At 45.9% G+C, this 22,239-nt stretch carries 21 protein-coding genes; 6 read left to right on the forward strand and 15 right to left on the reverse strand.

From position 1 onward, the window contains the following. Positions 1-10: 10 nt before the first annotated feature. From VIC_RS02625 to VIC_RS02635, 4 genes are read right to left on the reverse strand one after another with little or no spacing between them, the layout of a single operon-like run. Positions 11-955, reverse strand: coding sequence for a hypothetical protein (locus VIC_RS02625; protein WP_006957621.1), 945 nt, complete (start codon positions 953-955; stop codon positions 11-13). A gap of 7 nt (positions 956-962) precedes the next feature. Then, complete coding sequence (locus tag VIC_RS02630; protein ID WP_006957622.1) at positions 963-1,886, reverse strand: diiron oxygenase; 924 nt, start codon at positions 1,884-1,886, stop codon at positions 963-965. Positions 1,887-1,902: 16 nt separating this feature from the next. Continuing rightward, entirely contained in the window at positions 1,903-2,049 is a 147-nt protein-coding gene (locus tag VIC_RS26090) for a rubredoxin (RefSeq protein WP_080555900.1), read from the reverse strand. Between the two features lie 14 nt (positions 2,050-2,063). After that, on the reverse strand, positions 2,064-3,068 hold the full coding sequence (locus tag VIC_RS02635; protein ID WP_006957624.1) for an FAD-dependent oxidoreductase: 1,005 nt from the start codon (positions 3,066-3,068) through the stop codon (positions 2,064-2,066). A gap of 116 nt (positions 3,069-3,184) precedes the next feature. Between VIC_RS02635 and VIC_RS02640 the strand changes: the two genes are divergently transcribed. Beyond that, positions 3,185-3,991: an AraC family transcriptional regulator gene (locus VIC_RS02640; protein ID WP_006957625.1), complete on the forward strand. Its 807-nt coding sequence runs from the start codon at positions 3,185-3,187 to the stop codon at positions 3,989-3,991. 64 nt (positions 3,992-4,055) lie between these two features. Here VIC_RS02640 and gorA read toward each other — a convergent pair whose 3' ends face one another. Both gorA and VIC_RS02650 read right to left on the reverse strand, forming a co-directional pair. After that, entirely contained in the window at positions 4,056-5,411 is a 1,356-nt protein-coding gene (gene gorA / locus VIC_RS02645) for a glutathione-disulfide reductase (protein ID WP_006957626.1), read from the reverse strand. Between the two features lie 173 nt (positions 5,412-5,584). Then, a complete protein-coding gene (locus VIC_RS02650; RefSeq protein ID WP_006957627.1) occupies positions 5,585-6,424 on the reverse strand; it encodes a 23S rRNA (adenine(2030)-N(6))-methyltransferase RlmJ in 840 nt (279 codons plus the stop codon). A 162-nt stretch (positions 6,425-6,586) separates the two neighbouring features. Between VIC_RS02650 and prlC the strand changes: the two genes are divergently transcribed. After that, positions 6,587-8,629, forward strand: coding sequence for an oligopeptidase A (prlC, locus tag VIC_RS02655; RefSeq protein WP_006957628.1), 2,043 nt, complete (start codon positions 6,587-6,589; stop codon positions 8,627-8,629). A 58-nt stretch (positions 8,630-8,687) separates the two neighbouring features. Here the strand turns inward: prlC and VIC_RS02660 are convergent, their stop codons facing one another. The 4 genes from VIC_RS02660 to VIC_RS02675 all read right to left on the reverse strand — a co-directional run bounded on the left by VIC_RS02660 (position 8,688) and on the right by VIC_RS02675 (position 11,111). Continuing rightward, complete coding sequence (locus tag VIC_RS02660) at positions 8,688-9,143, reverse strand: DoxX family protein (RefSeq protein ID WP_006957629.1); 456 nt, start codon at positions 9,141-9,143, stop codon at positions 8,688-8,690. A gap of 17 nt (positions 9,144-9,160) precedes the next feature. Beyond that, positions 9,161-9,922: an HvfC/BufC N-terminal domain-containing protein gene (locus VIC_RS02665; protein WP_006957630.1), complete on the reverse strand. Its 762-nt coding sequence runs from the start codon at positions 9,920-9,922 to the stop codon at positions 9,161-9,163. Next, a complete protein-coding gene (gene bufB / locus VIC_RS02670; RefSeq protein WP_006957631.1) occupies positions 9,919-10,779 on the reverse strand; it encodes an MNIO family bufferin maturase in 861 nt (286 codons plus the stop codon). The genes VIC_RS02665 and bufB overlap by 4 nt, the downstream gene beginning before the upstream one ends. Before the next feature lie 71 nt (positions 10,780-10,850). Then, positions 10,851-11,111, reverse strand: a complete 261-nt coding sequence (locus tag VIC_RS02675) for a BufA1 family periplasmic bufferin-type metallophore (protein ID WP_006957632.1) — start codon at positions 11,109-11,111, stop codon at positions 10,851-10,853. A 308-nt stretch (positions 11,112-11,419) separates the two neighbouring features. Between VIC_RS02675 and uvrD the strand changes: the two genes are divergently transcribed. Further along, entirely contained in the window at positions 11,420-13,594 is a 2,175-nt protein-coding gene (uvrD, locus tag VIC_RS02680; protein ID WP_029236297.1) for a DNA helicase II, read from the forward strand. A gap of 94 nt (positions 13,595-13,688) precedes the next feature. Beyond that, complete coding sequence (locus tag VIC_RS02685; RefSeq protein WP_006957634.1) at positions 13,689-14,144, forward strand: GAF domain-containing protein; 456 nt, start codon at positions 13,689-13,691, stop codon at positions 14,142-14,144. A gap of 45 nt (positions 14,145-14,189) precedes the next feature. Here VIC_RS02685 and tpx read toward each other — a convergent pair whose 3' ends face one another. The 5 genes from tpx to rarD all read right to left on the reverse strand — a co-directional run bounded on the left by tpx (position 14,190) and on the right by rarD (position 19,803). Next, positions 14,190-14,687 carry a thiol peroxidase gene (gene tpx / locus VIC_RS02690; protein WP_006957635.1) on the reverse strand — a complete coding sequence of 166 codons (498 nt, stop codon included), beginning with the start codon at positions 14,685-14,687 and terminating at the stop codon, positions 14,190-14,192. A 753-nt stretch (positions 14,688-15,440) separates the two neighbouring features. Further along, on the reverse strand, positions 15,441-17,189 hold the full coding sequence (gene ggt, locus VIC_RS02695; protein ID WP_006957636.1) for a gamma-glutamyltransferase: 1,749 nt from the start codon (positions 17,187-17,189) through the stop codon (positions 15,441-15,443). A 95-nt stretch (positions 17,190-17,284) separates the two neighbouring features. Further along, entirely contained in the window at positions 17,285-17,953 is a 669-nt protein-coding gene (locus tag VIC_RS02700) for a LysE family translocator (RefSeq protein WP_006957637.1), read from the reverse strand. Between the two features lie 63 nt (positions 17,954-18,016). Then, positions 18,017-18,817, reverse strand: a complete 801-nt coding sequence (locus VIC_RS02705) for an AraC family transcriptional regulator (RefSeq protein ID WP_006957638.1) — start codon at positions 18,815-18,817, stop codon at positions 18,017-18,019. 71 nt (positions 18,818-18,888) lie between these two features. Further along, positions 18,889-19,803 carry an EamA family transporter RarD gene (gene rarD, locus VIC_RS02710; protein WP_039951214.1) on the reverse strand — a complete coding sequence of 305 codons (915 nt, stop codon included), beginning with the start codon at positions 19,801-19,803 and terminating at the stop codon, positions 18,889-18,891. A gap of 154 nt (positions 19,804-19,957) precedes the next feature. On the opposite strand from rarD, the gene recQ reads away from it, so the two are divergent. Together recQ and VIC_RS02720 are read left to right on the forward strand one after the other, a co-directional pair. Next, positions 19,958-21,793 (forward strand): ATP-dependent DNA helicase RecQ, encoded by a 1,836-nt coding sequence (recQ, locus tag VIC_RS02715; protein ID WP_006957640.1) that lies wholly within the window; start codon positions 19,958-19,960, stop codon positions 21,791-21,793. After that, a complete protein-coding gene (locus VIC_RS02720) occupies positions 21,786-22,106 on the forward strand; it encodes a DUF3630 family protein (protein WP_006957641.1) in 321 nt (106 codons plus the stop codon). Before recQ ends, VIC_RS02720 begins: the two co-directional genes overlap by 8 nt. The last annotated feature ends 133 nt before the right edge of the window (positions 22,107-22,239 follow it).

The following is a 22,239-nucleotide window of genomic DNA, read 5'->3' on the forward strand; positions in this document are numbered from 1 at the left end:
AAGCTTACCTTTAATTTTTTATTATTTTCCATACTGCTTGTTCGTTTAATTTAATCAATATTGAGATCAACTTCATAACGATAGCAGTATAAATAAATCTAACGACTAAAATCCAAAACAATGCTCCACCCATCATGAATATAATTATAGTATCTTCTATTATTGAGTGGAATAAGTTCATCGAGGTAACGGAAAGCAGAACATCATCCTCATCTAACTCTCCTTTCTCTACTTCTTCAAGGAGTAGAGCTCCCCCATACACGAGTCCAAGTGTCATACCAACAAATGTTATAGGAGCACAGTTTTTTGAGACTCCTATTAAGCTAAAATATGGAGATAGTATTTTTCCTAACTTATGAACTAGGTTAAATTTTTTCAGTAAATCAAGAGTTAGGACTAGTCCAACTAGCATGAAATATACCAAAATATAGCTCTTTAATTGAGATACACACCATGAAGAAAATGATTCTTGTAGTGAACTTGCCTCACCTATCATCACAAGTGCAGGCTCATTTAATAGGTTGAAAGTATTGAACGCAAAGTTAAATAAATAGGCAAGAATTAATGATCCACTTAGTCTTAAAATAAGTGAGAAAATAGCACTCACGCCACACTTTTGAACCATGCGAATCTCAAGAGGAAGGCCATGTGATATTAACATCATAATCCCAAGAATTGTTACTTGAGCTGATGTTACTTCAACGTTACCAATTAACGTTACGAAGAGTAATGCACCTGTCCATAAATTAGTAAACATGGTTACAGCCCATACCAGCCCCATAATTCCTGGGAGGCCAACTGATATCATGATTGGCTCTAATAAAGTACCGATAAAGTGTATTCCTCCTACTTCATCCAATAGCTTGACACTTATTGCAATTGGTATCATTAGCTTTATTACACTTATCCACAATAGAAATGAGCTTCTAATGCTTGATTTAATAAATTCAGTCATAAGATCCCTATACCTCTATACCTGCACTTTTTAGTGTCTGCGTTGCTGATGAGTAGTCGAGTATTCCGAGGTTTTTTAGAAAAGCGATGGTCGGCCTTGCAGCAAGGAGCATTTCTTCCATCAAAACATCTTGAGTGTACACTTCAGATATAATCTTTCTGGATTCATTACGATTTATCCCAGAAGCTTGAGAAAAGTAGAATCCTAGTCTATCAATATCCGGATAACTCCTAGCAATAGTGGTTTCAGCATATATTTTTGCAACAATTTCTCTTTGCCTATCATTAAAATTTTCCCAGGACCACTTTCCTAGTGCTCTGAACTGAGATGCATGGACTACTTCATCTTCTTGGTGGGAACGACAGTTATCAACTACTGCTGAATTAATTAGCTCATCATTTGTGAATAACCCTAATTCTTTAGAGATCCTCGTCTCAGTAACTACACCAATTATCATATTAAATATAGCGATATCTCTTTCAGTCTCCAAAAACTCTTTCTTGTCAAATAGCTTTCTCAAAAATAATGGCATTTCCTTGTCTTTCTCATACACTTCCAGATGAAATAAATCTTTTATTGCATTTATAAATGTAAGAGCTTGGGCTGCGTGATGACCTTCATCTGTCACAAGTTTATATAAATCTTCCAGCGGGGTTTGTGGAACTTCAATTGGTAGAAGATGTAAATCTCTGATAGCGGGGATCACAATATTGTGCTCCACAGCGATTGTATCGTGTAAGAAACCTAGAAACTGTGCAGCCCCAAATTTTTGGCTATCAAATTCATTAGAAAAGTAAGGTTCTAGGCTTCTATTTTTAGGATAAAAAACTTTATTTTTTTCAATTTTTACTTCGGTTTGAAAAAATTGATCTGTGAAAGTGGGATTTTTGCTGAGCTCAGAAAAAGTCAGATAGTTTGGATATGAATTCATTATTATTCCTTTATTATTAGTTATTAATTAGTTGGAAAGCATCTTTTCCTTCATCACATTCTGGACAAATGTAATCATCTGGCAGATTATGAAATAAATGTTCATTTTCTTCACTTTTTTCGTCATATATGTACCCACATACAACGCATACATACTTTTTCACTATTTTCTCCTTTTTTATATAGTGAATGTTTGGTTTATTATTGGAAGTCCAACCTTAATGAATAAGTTGTAATTGTTTTCTTCTAATTTTGATTTTTTATCAAAAATATTTTCAGATATAATAAGTGCGCATTTATTTATAAATTGAAGGTTGCTTATTGTTTTTCCTTTGTAACTTGCACAATCACCTAATGCGTAAATATTGTCTATATTAGTTTTAAGCTGGTTATTGACAATGACTCCATTATTTATATTTATATGGCTACCCTCAATAAATCCAACATTAGGTTTTATCCCAATAGTTTCTATAACTAAATCAACAGGTAAGATTTTTTTTTCTTGATTAGAACTGAAATGTATTTCGTTTGTTGATTTCTCTTTCTTGTATGAGATATCTTCACAATTCTTTAGTACTTTAACGTTCCTTTGTGATAGACGATGTTCAATTTCATTGCTAATGCTTTTTGGTGCAGTGTTTTTTAAAATAAGTTCTTTATTGCAAAGAAGGTAAACCTGCTCAAGCTTACAAGAAAGATCATACGCTATCTCGCATCCAACAACCCCAGCGCCTACTATCGCTACCGATTTAGCATTTTTTATTCTTTTCAATAGTTTCCTATAGCCTTCAATACAGTTGTAGCTATGGATAAAAAACGTTGATGTCAAAGATGCAGTGGACTTTTTAGGTGTAGCTCCTGATGCTATGACTAGAGAGTGGAATGCGATTTTTTGGTTATTATCTAGTGCAATGTAGCTTTCTTCAGTGTTGATCGAAATTACCTGAACATTTGATAATACAGAACATGATAAAGTGGTCTCTATTTCTTTTTTGTTTTTTATATTCAGTGATTGCTCGTCAAAGTCATTCTTGCATATTAGTGATAGCTTGGGCTTTGTGTACGTATAGCCATCCCCATTAGTGATGAGAATTAGTTCTACTTCTGAGTTAATCTTCCTGATGGCTTTAGCTGCAGCGATGCCGCTAGCTCCCGTCCCAATTATAACTATCGGCAGTGCCATTGGGCGTTCCTCAATAATCTATGCATAACATTTAACCTAATGATTCTTATGACTTATTTGTTAGTGTTATGATACATTATGAATATAACGATCAATTAAGGCTGTAAGGACGGCTAATGGACTTAAGTGGACAAAATATTCCTGCAAATAAAATGATTGATCTTAGGATTACATCATCTGCTGTAGGCAAAATTATCCATATGGCAAAAGGAATGGAGGAGGACTTTCATGTGCATACATGGCATCAGTTGGTTTATCCGGTTACAGGTCTGTTACAGACTCAAGCTAAACAAAGTAAGTTTTTGGTACCGAGGACGACAGCCGTCCTTGTTCCGGCAGGTGTCGTTCATGCCTCTAGTGCATTGACTGACACAGTATTCTTGGGCATATACATTAATCCTAATATATGCCCTGAGTTTGAACATCGAATTATGTCGGTTTCAGTCTCTGCGTTTATGCGCGAGCTGATGTTGACCTTAAAGAAAGAGTGCGAATCTGAGTCACTGGATAGTGAAATAAGAACGGCTCGCTTGATTGAAGTCCTTTACGACCAAATGAAGGAAAGTCAGACGGGAGACTTTAGCTTGTTGATACCTCGTGATAGACGCATTAAGTTAATTTTTGAGAAACTTACTGAAGAGCCATCTCTAAACTACACGTTGAGCGAGTGGAGTAATGCTGTAGGCGCTACTCAAAGGACATTGACTAGACTGTTTAGCAAAGAATTTAGTACTTCATTTTCCTTGTGGAGGCAGCATTTGAGATTAGTTTGTTCTTTGCCATTGCTGGAGGAAGGACTACCCATTCAATCTATATCTCATAAAGTGGGGTATCAAAATGATTCTTCCTTTATAAAAGCGTTTAAAGCTAGGTTTGGCATGACTCCTATTCAATTTCGAAACAACCATGAGACTTTGTATTGACGCTCGATTAATAAATGGATGCAATAAAAAGCAGGCCATTGGCCTGCTTTGTCGTTTGGTTTGATTAACGCATGGTAACAAACTCTTCTGAGCCCGTTGGGTGGATAGCCACCACAGAGTCAAAGTCTGCTTTGGTTGCGCCCATCTTCATTGCAACGCCGAAGCCTTGGATCATTTCATCTACCGTGAAGCCGATACCGTGTAGGCCTACTACGGTTTCTTCTTCACCGGCACAGACCAGTTTCATCTTACATGGTTGGCGATGCTTAGTGACCGCTGTGTACATTGCGGTAAAGCCAGACGTATAGACTTTGATGTTGTCTTTGCCGTACTTCTCTTCAGCTTCTTGGGTTGTCAGGCCGATAGTGCCGATTGGCGGGTGGCTAAATACCACCGTTGGTACTAGGTTGTAGTCCATCTTGGCTTCTGGCTTGTTGTTAAACAGGCGCTCAGATAGCTGACGACCTGCTTTAACGGCCACTGGCGTTAGCTCGATACCGCCTTCCATGATGTCGCCGACACAGTAGATACCAGGCACGTTGGTCGCTTGGTATTCATCAACTTTGATGTAACCACGGTCATTAGTTTCAACACCCGTTGATGCTAGGTTAATCGCATCGGTTGCTGGATGACGACCAATAGCCCAGATCAGTGTATCGACGTTTTGCGTGTTGCCGTTCTCTAGGTGAAGCGTCAGGCTGCCATCGGCTTCCTTAACCACTTCTTTTGGCACTGAGTGGGTGTGTAGTGTTGGGCCTTCCGCTTCCATCACTTCAACCAGCGTCTCGATGATCATTGGATCAAAGCTACGCAGTGGTGATTCTTTACGGCAGAAAAGGTGAGTGTCTGTGCCAAGAGCGCTAAGTACGCCAGCAATTTCAACGGCGATGTAACCAGCACCAATAACCGCTACGCGTTTTGGTTGCTCGCTTAGTTCGAAGAAACCGTTTGAATCGATGCCGTGCTCTGCACCTGGGATGTTAGGAATCGTTGGACGACCACCTACAGCGATTAGGATGTGATCGGCGGTGTAGTGCTCGCCGTTCACTTCAACGGTTTTCTCGTCAACAAACTTAGCGAAGCCTTTAATAACATTGACTTTGTTGTTGCCAAGTACGCGATCGTAAGATTGGTGAATACGACCGATGTAAGCTTGACGACTTTCAACCAGTTTGCTCCAGTCAAAGCCTTTCACGTCAACGTCAAAACCATAGTCTTCAGCGTATAGGTTCATCGCTTCAGCCACCTGAGCACCATGCCACATGACTTTCTTCGGTACACAACCTACGTTTACACACGTGCCGCCTAGATCCTGAGCTTCAATCAGCGCAACTTTAGCACCATACATCGCTGCTCGGTTTGCTGAAGCAATACCACCACTACCGCCACCGATACAGATATAGTCAAAATGAGTCGCCATTACTTTCTCCAATTATTGCGGGATTAAGGCGCTGTGCGACATGTGTTGCCCAGTCGCAAGCTCCCTGCGAGTTTTAATTCATTGTCTTTGATATGGAGGATAGATCGGTTGAACTCAATCTACCCTGTTTAATTTTTCTTCGGCCTGCGCTGTACATTGAGCGCGAGTGTCCGTTATTCCGGTACAATCCAGTCTACTTTGAAATGACCGGTTGCAGGCGCAATTGCTTCTTTGAGGAAAGGCAGAATGGCGTTCATCTGGCTTTCCAGCTTCCATGGAGGATTAATCACAATCATGCCTGAGGCGGTCATCCCGTGTTCATTGCTGTCCGCCGCAACACCTAATTCAATTTGTAAGATCTTACGGATGCCAAGGCCTTCAAGACCTTCAATCATGTCTTCAATGTCGCAGCGATTAACGACCGGATACCAGATAGCATAGATCCCCGTGGCCCAGCGTTTATAGCTCTGATAAATCGCTTGGACGACATCACGGTATTCCTTCGCCAGCTCGTAAGGTGGGTCAATCAGTACCAGACCACGACGCTCCTGCGGCGGTAAGCTCGCCTTCAAACGCTTGAAGCCATCTTCCTTATAGATGCTGACCTGACGGTCGCGATGGAACTCTTGTTCTAATAACGGGTAGTCACTTGGGTGAAGTTCCGTTAATACCATGCGGTCCTGTGGACGCAGATGCGCGCGAGCGACACGCGGCGAGCCTGGGTAGTAACGCAGTTTGTCACCGTTGTTCAGTGTCTGAATCGATTCAAGGTAGCTTTGGATTTCTTCTGGAATCTCAGTTTGTTGCCAGACACGCGCGATACCGTGTTTGTATTCACCTGTCTTTTCTGACCATTCGTGGGTTAAGTCATAGCGACCCACTCCTGAGTGGGTATCATGGTAAACAAATGGCTTATCTTTTTGCTTGAGCGCGTTGAGGATAAGGCTTTGAACAATATGCTTAACCACGTCAGCATGGTTGCCTGCGTGGAAACTGTGGCGATAACTTAACAAAATGACACTCTCTAACTGGTGACAACACCGGGTAATTTAATAGCTGTAGTATACGTCACTATTGAAAATTGCTGAACCTACCTATATTTACTATTTAAGACGAACGAGAAATAACAAAGACGAACCCGTCAGTTCGCTTTTTGCCAATAAAAGGAATGCTTTATGTCTAATCCTCTTCTGAGCTTTACCGATTTGCCCCCGTTTTCTGAAATCAAACCTGAACATGTGAAACCAGCCGTTGAACAGGCGATTGCAGACTGCCGGGCGAAAATCGATCTGGTACTGGAAGGAAACAGCGACCCAAGTTGGGAAAATGTCGTTGCGCCGATTGAAGAAGTGGATGATCACCTAAGCCGCCTTTGGTCACCTGTGAGCCATATGAACTCGGTGATGAACAGTGATGAATTGCGTGAAGCGTATGAAAGCTGCTTACCTCTTTTGTCCGAATACGGCACTTGGGTAGGGCAGCACAAAGGGTTGTTTGAGGCATATAAGGCAATTAAAGCGAGTGAGGCATTCGCTGGGCTGACTCAGGCACAGCAGAAAACCATCACAGACTCCCTGCGTGATTTTGAGTTGTCAGGCATTGGTCTGCCAGCCGACGAACAGCACCGCTACGGTGAAATCAGTAAGCGCATGTCTGAGTTGGGTTCTAAGTTCTCTAACAATGTGTTGGACGCGACCATGGGGTGGGCCAAACACATTGAAGATGAAAAACAATTGGCAGGTATGCCGGAGTCTGCACTGGCGGCAGCCAAAGCAGCGGCAGAGTCCAAAGAGCTGGATGGTTACCTGCTAACGCTGGATATCCCATCTTACCTTCCGGTGATGACTTACTGTGACAATCAGGAATTACGTAAAGAGCTCTATGAAGCTTACGTCACTCGTGCCTCGGATCGTGGCCCGAAAGCGGGCGAGTGGGACAACAGTGAAATCATTAACGAGCAGTTGAAGCTGCGTTATGAAATCGCCCGTATGTTAGGTTTCAATACCTTCAGTGAGAAGTCTCTGGCGACTAAAATGGCAGAAAACCCATCGCAAGTGTTGGGCTTCCTCAATGATCTTGCCAGCAAAGCCAAGCCGCAAGGCGAGCGTGAAGTTGAAGAGTTGCGCCAGTTTGCTAAGAGCGAGTTTGGTGTTGAAGAACTCAACCTTTGGGACATTGCTTACTACAGCGAAAAGCAGAAGCAGCACTTGTTCCAGATTTCTGACGAAGAGCTACGTCCTTACTTCCCAGAACAAAGAGCGGTAAGTGGCTTGTTTGAAGTTCTGAAGCGTGTGTTTGGTATGAATGTCAAAGAGCGAGAGGGCGTTGATGTTTGGCATGAGTCAGTGCGATTCTTTGATATTTTTGATGCCAACGATCAGCTTCGAGGCAGCTTCTACCTTGACCTGTATGCGCGTGAACACAAGCGCGGCGGTGCCTGGATGGACGAATGCCGTGTACGTCGTATCAATGCGAAAGGTGAGCTGCAATCACCAGTGGCGTATCTGACCTGTAACTTTAACAAACCGGTTGGTGACAAGCCTGCGCTGTTTACTCACGATGAAGTCGTGACTTTATTCCACGAGTTTGGCCACGGTATTCACCACATGCTGACTCAGGTCGATACTGGCGCAGTTTCGGGCATCAACGGTGTACCGTGGGATGCGGTAGAGTTGCCAAGTCAGTTCCTAGAGAACTGGTGTTGGGAAGAAGAGGCGCTGGCGTTTATCTCTGGTCACTTCGAAACGGGCGAACCACTGCCAAAAGAAATGCTGGATAAGATGCTGGCCGCAAAGAACTTCCAGTCGGCGATGTTTATTCTTCGTCAACTCGAGTTTGGTTTGTTTGATTTCACGCTGCACACTGAATTTGACCCTGAAATCGGTCCTCGCGTGCTGGAAACACTGGCGGATGTGAAATCTAAGGTCGCTGTCTTGCCAAGTCTGGAGTGGAACCGATTCTCGCACAGCTTTAGCCATATCTTTGCTGGTGGTTACAGTGCAGGCTATTACAGCTACCTGTGGGCGGAAGTACTTTCTTCAGATGCTTTCTCACGCTTTGAAGAAGAAGGCATTTTTAATACCGATACCGGTAAGAGCTTCCTAAATAACATTCTCGAAATGGGTGGCAGTGAAGAGCCAATGGAGTTGTTCAAGCGATTCCGTGGTCGTGAGCCGCAAATCGATGCCTTGCTGCGTCATTCAGGGATTCGTGCTTAAGCACTGAGCTTTGAAACTAAAAACGCCCTCCAATTAGGAGGGCGTTTTTGTATTGGGTTTAACCTTGTAGCTTACTCTTAAGCAGCTTATCCAGAGAAACCAAGCCCGGTCCCCAGACTACGACGTTGAGAATCATCAGGCCCCAGAGCTGATGGTCGTAGAAGCCTTTCTCCCACAGCAGCGGGTAGGAAACGACGGCAATGATATTGAATACGAACAAGATGGCCGCCATTGGGCGGGTCAACAGGCCGAATGCTAAGAAAGCAGGCAGAATAAGCTCGGCGGCGGTACCGATGTAAGCGGCCAGCTCCCAAGGTAAAATTGGCACCTGATATTCGTACTCAAATAGGTACAGAGTACTGTCCCAAGAAGCAATTTTAGTTAGGCCAGAATTGAAGAAGACCCAGGCAACCCAGAGTCGACAAAACAGTAGCAGCAGTGGCACAAAGACGCATTGGGCTTTATCGACTAAGGCGTCGTAGCTCTCGATCATGTTTTTTATTGCGTTAGACATAGTAACAATCCTTATTCTTATTGGGCGAGAGAAAACCCAGAAATTAACTGGTTCTCCAGTAGTACTCCCAGATAAGGTAGGTGCGTTTCAGGGATTTCCCCTAGCGTGCAACCTGAGCTGAGATACTGAAGCAGTTCAAAAGGCAGCTGATCGAGCGACATAGTCCAACATTGACCGTCGGGTTGACTGATGATCACGCCATATTCGGCCTGATTGAGCGTCAGCTGTTCGAAATCATTATTCTCAATGGCCAGACGCAGCGAGTACACCGCGTAGGGCGAATGAAAAGGCAAAGTGCCGGGCGAAAGATGAAAATGGATGTAAGGCTGCTGCTGCTCTGCGACTTCCGCTAGGCGAGCAATTGGCAAAATAGCTTCTGGTGTTTTGACACCACCTTGAAGCTGTTGAGATAGGTCGATTTGCCATTCAAAACGTGCCACATCCGCAGCATAAGGCGCAGCCTCAACCACTGCAGGGAAGGCTTCTATGGTAGTCACGAAATGTTCACCATAGTAAGTCACGTCACCAGAACGAAGAGGGTGGTTGAGCACATGCTGACGAGCTAATTGTTCAAAGCACTCTTCACCCACCAGCGCCAGTACCATAGGGTAAGTAGCCTGAAGTACTTCGCTTAAGCTGATGATGAAATTGTTGCGGTAAATCTGCATTCGTTCGTCGGCACTGAAGGTATCAGAGCAGATATCACAGGCATCACCCGTCGCCTGATAGTGCAGAGCGCTGGCGAAGTTTTTTTGCAGTTCTGCTAGAGATTGAGTCATGACGCCTTTCTCCCCTGCAGAGCGTCAAACTGAATCAGCCTCTCACTGGCTTTATGGCATTCTGCCAGTAACACGTCAGGCTGAGGAATATCCAGATCCCATTCAATCAGTGTATGGCGCGGACCGTGAGTCGCCAGCCATTGTTCGTATAGTGTCCACACTTCATCAGAAACAGGTTGGCTGTGGGTATCAATCCAGATTTCACCTTTTTCCAACTGCTTAATCGTAAAGCCTGCCAAATGAATTTCATCGACTTTATCGGCGGGAATCGCGTTGATATAGGTCTGGCTATCGAAACCGTGGTTAAAGGCGGAAACGTGAATATTGTTGAGATCAAGCAGTAGTCGGCAATCGGTGCGCTTCTGTACTTCAGCCAGAAATTCCCACTCGTCAATCGTAGAGTGAGCAAACTTCACGTAGCTCGATGGGTTTTCTATCAGCATTGGGCGCTGAATATAATCCTGAACTTCGATGACATTGCGACAAAACACTTCCAAGGCTTCTTCTGTATAAGGCAGTGGCAGAAGATCATTGAAATAGTGGCCGCCATTTTCACTCCAGCTGAGATGATCGGAGACCAAAAATGGGTTGACCTCATCAATGAGCGATTTGAGTTGTTTAAGGTGATTAGGGTTGACTCTTTCAACGCTGCCCAGTGATAAACCAATACCGTGACAGCTGATCTGGTAGTCATCCATCAGTTTGCGCAGGCTTTGTCTGGCTGGTGAGTAGGGCTGAAAGTAGTTTTCACTGTGGATCTCCAACCAAGATAAGGCGGGCTTATTGTCAGTGAAATAATCGATATGAGGAGAGCGCAGTCCTACACCCACCTGGTCGTGGTAGTTGTCCTTATTCACGAACTCTTCCTATGCGAGTAAAACAAAAATAAAGGCGACCGGGTTGAGCCTAGGTCGCCTTATCCAATCTATTAAGAAGACTGAGTGCTACCGCCAGCTAGCTTGCCACATAGTCCTTTAGGAACGACTACGAAGGCATCTTTCTGGTTATCTTCTTTTGCAGTACCTGCACAAGAACTGGTTTTGGTTGCACAATCATTTTTACCTGCTTTTGAAACGCCGTAGCATTTCTCTTTCTCTGCAGCAACAGCAGGTGCTGCAGTGAGCATTGTGCCACCTAGAGCTAGTAGACCAGTAACAGCAGCAGTAACAGCAAGATTAGACTTTTTCATAGTAATTTCCTCAGACTTTTCCTTTCTTAGTGAATACCCAAGTAATCTCCGTCAAAACGGTTCTTTAGAGGTCACTTGGGTATTTTTCACAAGCTAATTCATCAACTTGCTTAATTAAAAGGATAGAAAAAGCGCAAATAAACTTTCAGAAAAAATATAAAAAAACGCATTATTATTGGTTTTGTTTATTTAAGGCTATGTTTTATAAAGAAAATGCAACATAAAAAATTTGTGTTTTTTCTTCTGAAATAGGCAGGGTGTTTAGGTTATAATCGATTTTCATGTATAGATAACCAGTAGCTGAACTCATAATGGATCCTTCATTACTTCTTGACGGCCTCAACGATAAGCAGCGTGAAGCCGTTGCCGCTCCACTTGAAAATTTACTTGTCCTAGCGGGCGCGGGGAGTGGTAAAACCCGGGTGCTGGTGCACCGTATCGCGTGGCTGATGTCGGTGGAGCAGGCGTCTCCTTTTTCCATTATGTCGGTGACGTTTACTAATAAAGCCGCAGCGGAAATGCGAGGCCGTATTGAAGAGCTGATGATGGGCAGTGCTTCTGGGATGTGGAACGGCACCTTCCATGGTATCTGTCATCGTATTCTGCGCGCGCATTACCTTGATGCTAAATTGCCGGAAGATTTTCAGATCATCGATACGGATGACCAGCAAAGACTGCTGCGTCGTCTCATCAAAGCGCAAAATCTGGATGAAAAGCAGTGGCCAGCACGTCAAGTGAGCTGGTGGATCAACGGCAAGAAAGACGAAGGTCTGCGTCCAAATCATATTGACGCTTACCACGATCCTGTGACTAAAACCTATCTGCAGCTCTACACGGCTTATCAGGAAGCGTGTGACCGTGCGGGTTTGGTCGACTTCGCCGAAATTCTTCTGCGTGCTCATGAGTTGTTGCGTGATAACAAATTTGTCCGCGAGCACTATCAGGCACGCTTTAAACATATCTTGGTGGATGAGTTCCAAGATACCAACAACATTCAATACGCTTGGCTGCGAATGATGGCTGGTCCAGAGTCACACGTGATGATTGTAGGGGACGATGATCAGTCTATATATGGTTGGCGCGGTGCTAAGATTGAAAACATTGAGAAGTTCACCCGCGAATTCCCAAGCGTAAACACCATTCGTCTGGAACAAAACTACCGCTCGACCAAAACCATCCTTGAAGCGTCCAACACTCTGATTGCCAATAACACCGAGCGTATGGGTAAAGAGCTATGGACTGATGGCGTCGAAGGTGAGCCTATCTCGGTTTACTCTGCTTACAACGAGTTGGATGAAGCCCGTTTCGCGGTCAACAAGATTAAAGAATGGCAGGAAAAAGGTGGTGCACTGAATGATGCCGCCATGCTCTACCGTAACAACGCCCAGTCTCGTGTATTGGAAGAAGCGTTAATTCAGGCTGGCTTGCCATATCGTATCTACGGTGGCATGCGATTCTTCGAGCGTCAGGAAATCAAAGATGCGCTGAGCTATCTAAGATTGATGGCAAACCGCAATGACGACGCGGCGTTTGAGCGCGTGGTTAATACACCAACACGTGGGCTCGGGGACAAAACCTTAGAGACGATTCGTTTTGCAGCGCGGGATCGTGGTTGCACCATGTGGCAAGCGAGTGTTGCTTTGCTCGATGAGCAAGTTCTGGCTGGTCGAGCGGCGGGGGCGTTAAGCCGTTTCGTTGAGCTGGTCAGCGCGCTGGAGGATGATACTTGTGAAATGTCTCTGCATGAGCAGACCGACCACGTGATCAAATACTCCGGCTTGTTCGCTATGTACGAGCAGGAAAAAGGTGAAAAGTCCAAAGCACGCATTGAGAACTTGGAAGAGTTGGTAACGGCAACGCGTCAGTTCGAAAAGCCGGAAGAAGCAGAAGAAATGACCTTGCTTACGGCATTCCTGACCCACGCCGCGCTTGAGGCGGGTGAAGGTCAGGCCGATGAGTTCGAAGATGCGGTGCAACTGATGACCTTGCACAGTGCAAAAGGTCTGGAATTCCCACTGGTGTTTATGGTCGGCGTCGAAGAGGGGATGTTCCCAAGTCAGATGTCCGCTGAAGAAGCTGGGCGCTTAGAAGAAGAGCGCCGACTTTGCTACGTGGGGATGACACGTGCGATGGAGAAACTCTACATCACTTATGCTGAGATGCGTCGCTTGTACGGTCAGGACAAATACCATAAACCGTCGCGCTTTATTCGTGAATTGCCAGAAGGCTGCTTAGATGAAGTGCGTATGAAAGCGCAGGTCAGTCGCCCAGCAAGCTCGGGGCGTTTCAGTCAGACTGTGGTCAAAGAGAGTTTCAATGAAACTGGCTTTAGCCTAGGTGCAAGGGTGATGCATCCAAAATTTGGTGAAGGGACGATCATCAATTTTGAAGGCAGTGGTCCACAGAGCCGAGTTCAAGTCGCATTCAATGGTGAAGGCATCAAATGGTTGGTGACGGCTTACGCTAAGTTGGAAAAGCTCTAATTTTATCTTGCTCACACTCTGGCGGTTAAATTTTGCTCTTATGTCGAGCTTGTTTAAATAATAGGTAGGCAACGTCTGATAAGAGGAAATCGCTATGCCGTTCAAACAGTTGGCGAACCACCAACAAGATCTAACTGCTGAACTTAATGCCATTGCTCAGCAGTTTGGTCTTCACTCTCTATTGATCATGGAGTCGACACCAGAAACCATGATTGTTTTTGCTGCCAACCAACAACCCATTTATAACGCCGGAGATGCAGGGCCTAAGAGCGTCCAGCCCGGTTGTCATGAGCTTTACTGCGAGCGGGTTGTGGATACTCAATCGCCTTTACTTGTCGCAGATGCGGCGGCAGATGAAGAGTGGCGAGGCAACGAAGATCTGGTGAAGTTTGGTTTAGGCGTCTATTACGGATTGCCTATCATGCATCGCGGAGAAGCGATTGGTACGGTGTGTGCACTGAATGATAAAGCGTTCGATTTCGCTGAGGGAGAGCCTAGTGCTATTGAGCGCTTAAATCAGCTTAAGCTTCGAATTGAGCAGTTGTTATAGAATGAAAAGAGCGGCGATGAGCCGCTCTTTTGGATCTTGAGGGACTTAGATCGCAGCAAGTGCTGACTGGTAATCCGGTTCTTCAGTGATTTCGCTGACAAGCTGTGAATGAGTGATCAAACCTTCTTCATTTAGGCAAACTACCGCTCGTGCTGTCAGGCCTGCTAATGGACCTTCTGAGATTGCGACACCGTAGTCTTGAGCGAACTGTGGTGAACGGAACGTTGAGGCATGCTGAACCCCTTCAATGCCTTCAACCTCGCAGAAGCGGCCCGCGGCAAATGGCAAATCTGCTGAGATACAAACTACCACTGCATTGTCTTTTCCTGCTGCCTGCTCATTAAAGTGACGAACACTCTGAGCACATACTGGCGTATCTATACTTGGGAAAATATTCAGGATGACTTTTTTGCCTTGCAGCGACGATAGCGTCAGCTCAGACAAATCGCCGGCTGTCAGAGCAAAGTCTGCTGCCTGAGTGCCTTTTTGTGGAAATTCGCCTGATACCGGAACTGGGTTGCCCTGAAATGTTACCTTGTTCATTTTTTCTTCCTTATTGATAGTGTTTATCGTGATTGAACTTACATCACGACGTTAACCTAGCACGTGGTTGGTGGGGAACAAAAAAAATGTCAAAAGTTAGATGCGAGTAAATCTTGATGAATTTTTAGAGACGCAGATAAAGAAAAACCCCGAGGGCTTGCGCCCATCGGGGTTATAGTCTTACTCGCAGCAATCCGGCTACTAGAAGTGCTCCATGCATCAAATCCTTGATAGTATGCTGATGTCCTTCAGCTTAGTCCATTCATCGCCATCCTAGCGGTGTCCTTGACCCTATCCTGGTCTGCTAACAATCCTCGTTAGCTCACTTCGCTTGTTCCTTGAGCGGTGTCCTTTTCATCATCCTGATGATAAGTCCTTTCCTCGTCCAGAGGTGTCCATTTCCCATCCCTAGTAGCAACCATCCTAGTTACTATTGAGTCCGTTCAATGTCCTATTCGCTATCCTTGCCGATTGTTCATCCTGAGCAACCGTATCTTCTTCCTGAAGATTACCAAATCCGTGGTAATTCCTGTTCCGTGTCAGCATCCTTCCGACAGGTTTAATATTACGTTTTTGACGGTTTTCAGCAATAGCACAGAATTTGACTTATTGAATAAAAGTTTGGTCAAAATTAGAACATTTCCTTTTATTACAATAGGATATGTACGATAAGTTGTAATACTCTCACTAAAAAAGCTATTTTTGCTCACCAGCCTGTAAGAGATCTCGCACAAGCCGGTGAGCAGATCGACGCTATTGGCCGATAGCGGCACCTTCGCGTCTTGGGTCTGCAGCGCCTTCTAATTCATTATTTTTGAATAGAATTGCGTGTAGGCCAGAATTTAAGTCACGAATATTCACTTCGAAACCCATTTTCTCCAGCTCCGATTTGAACTTTTCTGCCTCTGTACCTTGCTCAATATCTAATGTACCGAAGCGATTCAGTAAGTGTGGCTGGTTGATGGCTTGTTGAATATCCATATCCCATTGCGTGTGAGCAATGATCGCTTGGGCAACATAACCGATGATGCGGCTGCCACCTGGAGAGCCGATCGCCATGTAAGGTTTGTCGTCTTGCATGATGATGGTCGGTGCCATTGAGGAGCGAGGGCGTTTGCCCGGCTCTAAGCGGTTGGCGATAGGGTAGCCATCTTTGTGGGTACGAAACGAGAAGTCGGTCAGCTCGTTGTTGAGCAGGAACCCATTGGTCATCAAGCGTGAACCAAACGCGTTCTCAATCGTGGTGGTGATCGACACTACGTTGCCCTCTTTATCAACCACATTGAAGTGGCTGGTAGATGGCAGTTCGATGGATTCATCACGGCTTTGGCGCTGAGCGTAGTCCCAAGGTGGTGTGCCCGCTGGTGCTGACTCGAGTGCTTTCCCTGGCGTGATCAGTTTCGCGCGCTGTTTAAGGTAGTCTGAGTTGATCAAACCTTGAGTTGGCATAGGGACAAAATCTTCATCGGCCATGTACATGCCACGGTCTGCAAAGGCTAAGCGTGAAGCATCGGCGATAACTTGCCAAGATTTGGCGTTATCAGGGCCCCAGTTTTTGAGATCAAACTGCTCTGTCATCGCCAGAATCTGACCCACGGTAAGGGCGCCAGAACTTGGTGGACCCATTCCGCAGATGTCGTAGCTCAGATAAGCGGAACAGACAGGTTGGCGCTGTTTTATTTGGTAAGCATCGAAATCGGCTTGTGCCAGTACGCCCGGGTTGCCAGCGGCTGACTGAACGGTACTGACAATATCGCTTGCAATCTTGCCCTGATAAAAGGCATCTGCACCACCTTTGGCGATGGCTTCGAGAGTCGCCGCGTATTCAGGATTCTTTAGTAATGTGCCTTGCTGCTTGGCAGAGCCATCACTATTAAAGAAATAGGCTTTTGTGGCAGGGAAACGCGACAGGCGCTCTGCATCTTTCTCAATTAAGGTTGCTAGACGAGGGCTGATGGTAAAACCGTTCTTAGCGACTTCGACCACAGGCTCAATCAGCTTTTTCCATTCAAGCTTGCCGTATTTCTGATGAGTATCCCACATCAGTTTTACGGTACCTGGCGTACCGACAGAACGGCCACCTACGACGGCATCGTAAAACTGCATCGGTTCGCCCTTCTCATCTTGGAAAAGGCGAGGGGTTGCGGCTAAAGGCGCAGTTTCACGGCCATCATAAGTCGTTAACTGCTGCTTTTTGGCATCCCAGTAAACCAAGAAGGCGCCGCCACCAATCCCTGAGGATTGCGGTTCAACCAGACCCAGCATGAGCTGAGTGGTAACCATAGCATCGATAGCGTTGCCGCCTTGCTTGAGGATATCAGCGCCCGCTTGTGTCGCGAGCGGGTTGGCGGCGGTGACCATCCAGTCTTTGGCCTTAACCAGTTGCTTTTGTTCTAAGCCACTACTGTGTTCTGGGGCAACTGAATCGGCAGCCTGATTCGCGGCAGCACCAACGGACGTTAATAATAGGCACGTCGTTAGGAAAGTATGTTTCCACTGCATCTTGTTCTCCTTGTTATTTATGCAGCGACAAGAGTGACAGTGGAGTAACTTTGAGTCTAAGGATTTGTTATGAAAATGTAATCTCGAATCAAATTTTAGACACTTGAAAGCAGGGCGGACAGGGATTGCCACAAAATGCTTAGGCCGATAAGTGTGAATAGCACGCCACAAAGGCTATCGATATATACGGCCAGAGAATGAATTTTTCTCTGCATACGTTGAGTTGATAAGGCCCAAGCAAGAAACGAGAACCATAGCAAAGACAGCCCCCAAAGAATGACCAACGCCATTCCTTTGCCGGTTAATGACATACTGGCTGGCACTAAGCTCGACATCAGGCTGACAAAGAATACCAACGCCTTTGGGTTGAGGATGTTAGTGGCAAAGCCGCGCGAAAAAGCCTGACGCTTGTTGTTCAGTAATAAGCTGGTTTGAGCGGGCGGCTCGTCGTTTTGCTTGTTATTACGTAGTGTTAACCAACTGGCCTTGAGTGCGCCGTAGCCTAGGTAGAATAAGTAACTACCGCCAGCGAGTTGCAGCACCGCAAATAAAGTCGGCTGCTGGTGAACAAGGTAGCTGACGCCCGTTAGGCTCAGTACAGAGTGAAGCAGAATGCCAAACGACAAGCCAAGCGCAATGTATAAGCCCGTCTGGCGACCATAACGTGTTGCGTTTTGTACCACTAGCGCGAAATCCGGCCCAGGGCTCATCAAAGCGATAAAGTGGACAGTGGCTAACGTGGCAAGAATGGTCAGTTCGTTCATGGTAAGGCTCTTTGATAATTGATGACCGGATTGTGCCCTGTTCGAAAGAGTAATGATTGTAAATTATTGGCACTGAACCTTAGAAGGGGGAACACCATAAGTGGCTTTAAACGCTTTGCTGAAATGGGCTTGGTCGTAGAAACCAATCTGGTGTGCCACTTCGGTACCGCAGACACCGCTTTTGAGCAATTTAAAACCTTGCTCTAAGCGCAGGCGGCTCAGCCAGGCGTAAGGTGTCAGACCAACTTTGGCTTTGAAGTGACGCTGGAACTGCGTTGGACTGAGGTCACACAGCTGGGAGAGTTGTTCAAGTCTGACTGGCTGCGCCAGATTCTCCATCAGATAGTCTTTTAACGTTGAGACTGACTGATTACCTAGCGGGACAACAGGCTTTTGCTCCAGAGCACCATAATGGGTGAAAAGCTGTTCGAAGCCTTCGTAAGGCAGGCAGTCTTTCGCCAGCTGACTGAGTTGGTTATCGGCTAACGCACTGTGCAACTGAGCGAGAGGATTGAAGATGCGCGAATCGGAGACAATCAACTGATTGAATTGGATCTGAGCGCTGTTTTGTTTCAGCTCGGCTAATTCACTGAACCATTCCGGCTCGACGGAGAACACGCGCACTTGATAGCCACTGTCGAGCATAGAGCGCCCGTCATGCAGTTCATCCGGTGGCATGATGACAATTTGCCCGGCGCCAACATTGTGGCTCTGACCTTGATAATGGAATTTTTGCTGGCCGTGTGTGATCAACCCGATATGAAAATCAAGATGATAGTGGCGCTGAAAGGCAAACTTCTGATAGTTGGCTTCAATCAGGCTAATCTCTTTATTCTGTGTCGTGTGATAGTTGACCTGGTCCATAAAACAAAAAAGATTGGTGAAACTTTCACCAAGCTTATATCGGCTGTGTCACATTGTCTTGTAAAAAACGATCACTTTGCCGTTGCAACTTTGCGTGATTGCTTGCTGGTTTTAAGGCCGTCGAAGCTAAAGACCACTAGCGCGCCCCAGATAAAGGCGAAGGTGATGGCCTTGTCTGTGGTAAAGGCCTCGCCGTACACCAGTACCGCCAGCAAGAACATCAGGCTTGGGCCAATGTACTGGAAAAAGCCCAGAGTTGAGAGCTTAAGGCGTGTGGCAGCGCCAGTGAAACACAACAGCGGCAAAGTGGTGATAACACCAGCGGAGATCAGCAGTAGGTTTAGGTTCATCGGGTTCGCTGAAAAATCGGAAGTCGGAGAATCGGCAATCCACAATAAATACACCGCTGCGGCAGGCAGCATTACCAGTGTTTCAATGAATAGGCCCGTTTGAGCATCTAAGCTGACTTTCTTACGCAATAGTCCGTAAAAACCAAATGTCAGTGCCAGAGCAATGGCGACGGTAGGCACAGAGCCAAAAGCGATCAGCTGAACCATCACACCACAAGCTGCCAGTGCCACAGCAAACCACTGCAATTTACGTAGCCGCTCGCCTAAGAACAACATGCCGAGCAGCACATTAATCAGAGGGTTGATGTAGTAACCGAGACTGGCATCTAGCATGTGATTGGCATTTACCGCCCAGATAAAAATCAGCCAGTTCACTCCCACGAGTAGTGAGGTAGAAACCAGAAACAGCATTTTGGTTTTGGAGCGAATCACATCTCGTACACCACGCCAGCGACGACCTACATGTAGCAATACCGCTAATAGAACAAAAGACCACACCACTCGATGGCTGAGGATTTCAAACGGTGAAACCTCACTAATGGCTTTAAAATAGATCGGTGCAATGCCCCACATGGTGTAGGCACCTATGGCGAGAAGGACGCCTTGCCGTGCTCTTTGCTGTTCTTCTGGTGTCATTGACGTTTACTCAAAGGATGATTTTTGCAAAAGGAAGCATCCAGTATACGAATGAGTCAGTTAATCACCTAGCAATTTGCGGTTTTATTCACATCCGAACACTACTACAATGTGCCCTTTGCATTTCCCCACTCTTTGCTCAATCGAGATATCAATGACCGCGACACTGCTTGCCGAACAATCTGATCCTTCACCGACTCCACAAAGCATACTGGAGGATGTGTTTGGTTATCAGTCGTTTCGAGATGGTCAGCAAGAAGTCATTGAAGCAGCCGTAAACGGTCAGGATAGTTTGGTCATCATGCCGACGGGTGGCGGTAAATCACTCTGCTATCAGGTTCCGGCCTTAGTTCGTGGCGGTTTAACACTGGTGATTTCTCCTCTGATATCACTGATGAAAGATCAGGTCGATCAGCTTAAAGCAAATGGTGTTTCGGCAGAGTGTGTCAACTCTTCCATGCCCCGCGATGAGTTGATTTCGGTCTACAATCGAATGCAGTCAGGCCAGTTGAAGCTAGTGTATGTGTCACCTGAGCGTGTGCTGATGCGTGACTTTATTGAGCGTCTTGAAAGCCTATCGCTGTCCATGATCGCCGTTGACGAAGCACACTGTATTTCTCAGTGGGGACATGATTTCAGACCTGAATATGCGTCGCTCGGCCAGATCAAACAGCACTTTCCTCATGTGCCTTTTATGGCGCTGACGGCGACGGCCGATGATGCGACGCGCAATGACATCATGCATCGTCTGCAATTGAACGAGCCGCATATCCACCTAAGCAGTTTCGATCGCCCCAACATCCGTTACACCTTGGTTGAGAAACACAAACCAATTTCTCAGGTGATCCGTTTTCTCGACACGCAGAAAGGCAACTGCGGCATCATCTATTGCGGTAGCCGTAAGAAAGTTGAAATGGTGACGGAAAAACTGTGCAACAACCATATTCGTGCCGCCAGTTACCATGCTGGCTTAGAGGCAGACGAGCGCGCTTATGTGCAAGAAGCATTTCAGCGTGATGATATCCAAATTGTGGTCGCGACGGTGGCGTTTGGTATGGGGATCAACAAACCTAACGTGCGCTTTGTGGTTCACTTTGATATTCCGCGCAACATTGAATCCTACTATCAGGAAACTGGTCGCGCAGGTCGGGACGGCTTGCCTGCGGAAGCGATGATGCTGTATGACCCAGCGGACATCAGCTGGCTAAGGCGGATGTTGGATGAAAAAGACGATGGGCCACAAAAGCAGGTTGAAGCGCATAAGCTCAATGCGATGAGTGCTTTTGCTGAAGCGCAGACGTGTCGTCGTCAGGTGCTGTTGAATTATTTTGGTGAGTACCGTGAGCAGCCTTGTGGCAACTGCGATATCTGTTTGGACCCGCCCAAGCATTTTGATGCCACCGAGCAGGCACGTAAAGCGTTGTCTTGTGTTTACCGAGTTAATCAGAGCTTTGGTATGGGGTATGTGGTTGAAGTCCTGCGCGGAATGCAGAATATCCGCATCCGTGAAAATGGCCACGACAAGCTCACTACCTATGGTATTGGGCGTGAAAACAGTCACGATTACTGGGTGAGTATTTTTCGTCAGTTGATCCATAAAGGGATGTTGTTCCAGAACATTACTCGCAACTCGACCTTACAGCTTACTGAGGAAGCGCGCCCACTATTGCGTGGCGATACCGCTCTTGAATTAGCCGTGCCTCGTCTGGATACCGCCGCAAGAGCGGCTAAGTCCGACAAACTCACCAGTAAAAACTACGACAAAAAGCTGTTTGCCAAGTTGCGTAAGTTACGCAAAGCGATTGCCGATGAAGATGGTTTACCACCGTACGTGGTATTCAGTGATGCCACCTTGATTGATATGGCGGAAATTTTGCCAACCTCTTATGGTGAAATGCTAGCGGTCAATGGAGTAGGGCAACGTAAGTTAGAGAAATACGCGGATCCATTCTTAGATTTAATTCAGGAGCACATTACTCATCATGGTTGATTCAGTGCAGCAAACGGAATTTGGTTTACTTGAGTATCAAGCGCAAGAAGGGCGTATCATCATTCGAGCTCCGCGTTTTGATTTTGATAGTTTTCCTCAACTGGCCGATAAGCTGATAAAACTCCTCTCTGCGTCTGTGATTGAAAAGCAATGGGACGCCGACATTCATTCGTGGTTGATTGATTTTGAGGGGTGTCAGCTGTTTCTCAAGTCCGAACATTACAGTGAAAGCATCTGGTTAGAAGCGTTAGCCATCGAAGACAGCAAAGAAGAGCTAGACTACCTTGCGGGCTTGTTCCAACGTGGTTTTTAACTAAGTCAACGATTGCATAAAGTCTAGTTGTTGCGACTCATGTTGGTTAATGTATAATCGCCCGCCGCGGTATTTATCATATTTGAAGTTTCACTTGTTTAGATGGCTTGAGCCTCTGTTATTGGGACTTTGA

Source organism: Vibrio coralliilyticus ATCC BAA-450 (assembly GCF_000176135.1).
Taxonomy (GTDB): domain Bacteria; phylum Pseudomonadota; class Gammaproteobacteria; order Enterobacterales; family Vibrionaceae; genus Vibrio; species Vibrio coralliilyticus.

Excerpts from the sequence above, each read along its gene's own strand:
- VIC_RS02625 (WP_006957621.1), bottom strand. The coding sequence starts at position 955 with ATGACTGAATTTATTAAATCAAGCATTAGAAGCTCATTTCTATTGTGG.
- VIC_RS02630 (WP_006957622.1), bottom strand. The coding sequence starts at position 1,886 with ATGAATTCATATCCAAACTATCTGACTTTTTCTGAGCTCAGCAAAAAT.
- VIC_RS02635 (WP_006957624.1), bottom strand. The coding sequence starts at position 3,068 with ATGGCACTGCCGATAGTTATAATTGGGACGGGAGCTAGCGGCATCGCT.
- VIC_RS02640 (WP_006957625.1), top strand. The coding sequence starts at position 3,185 with ATGGACTTAAGTGGACAAAATATTCCTGCAAATAAAATGATTGATCTT.
- gorA (WP_006957626.1), bottom strand. The coding sequence starts at position 5,411 with ATGGCGACTCATTTTGACTATATCTGTATCGGTGGCGGTAGTGGTGGT.
- prlC (WP_006957628.1), top strand. The coding sequence starts at position 6,587 with ATGTCTAATCCTCTTCTGAGCTTTACCGATTTGCCCCCGTTTTCTGAA.
- VIC_RS02660 (WP_006957629.1), bottom strand. The coding sequence starts at position 9,143 with ATGTCTAACGCAATAAAAAACATGATCGAGAGCTACGACGCCTTAGTC.
- VIC_RS02665 (WP_006957630.1), bottom strand. The coding sequence starts at position 9,922 with ATGACTCAATCTCTAGCAGAACTGCAAAAAAACTTCGCCAGCGCTCTG.
- VIC_RS02675 (WP_006957632.1), bottom strand. The coding sequence starts at position 11,111 with ATGAAAAAGTCTAATCTTGCTGTTACTGCTGCTGTTACTGGTCTACTA.
- VIC_RS02685 (WP_006957634.1), top strand. The coding sequence starts at position 13,689 with ATGCCGTTCAAACAGTTGGCGAACCACCAACAAGATCTAACTGCTGAA.
- tpx (WP_006957635.1), bottom strand. The coding sequence starts at position 14,687 with ATGAACAAGGTAACATTTCAGGGCAACCCAGTTCCGGTATCAGGCGAA.
- ggt (WP_006957636.1), bottom strand. The coding sequence starts at position 17,189 with ATGCAGTGGAAACATACTTTCCTAACGACGTGCCTATTATTAACGTCC.
- VIC_RS02700 (WP_006957637.1), bottom strand. The coding sequence starts at position 17,953 with ATGAACGAACTGACCATTCTTGCCACGTTAGCCACTGTCCACTTTATC.
- VIC_RS02705 (WP_006957638.1), bottom strand. The coding sequence starts at position 18,817 with ATGGACCAGGTCAACTATCACACGACACAGAATAAAGAGATTAGCCTG.
- rarD (WP_039951214.1), bottom strand. The coding sequence starts at position 19,803 with ATGACACCAGAAGAACAGCAAAGAGCACGGCAAGGCGTCCTTCTCGCC.
- recQ (WP_006957640.1), top strand. The coding sequence starts at position 19,958 with ATGACCGCGACACTGCTTGCCGAACAATCTGATCCTTCACCGACTCCA.
- VIC_RS02720 (WP_006957641.1), top strand. The coding sequence starts at position 21,786 with ATGGTTGATTCAGTGCAGCAAACGGAATTTGGTTTACTTGAGTATCAA.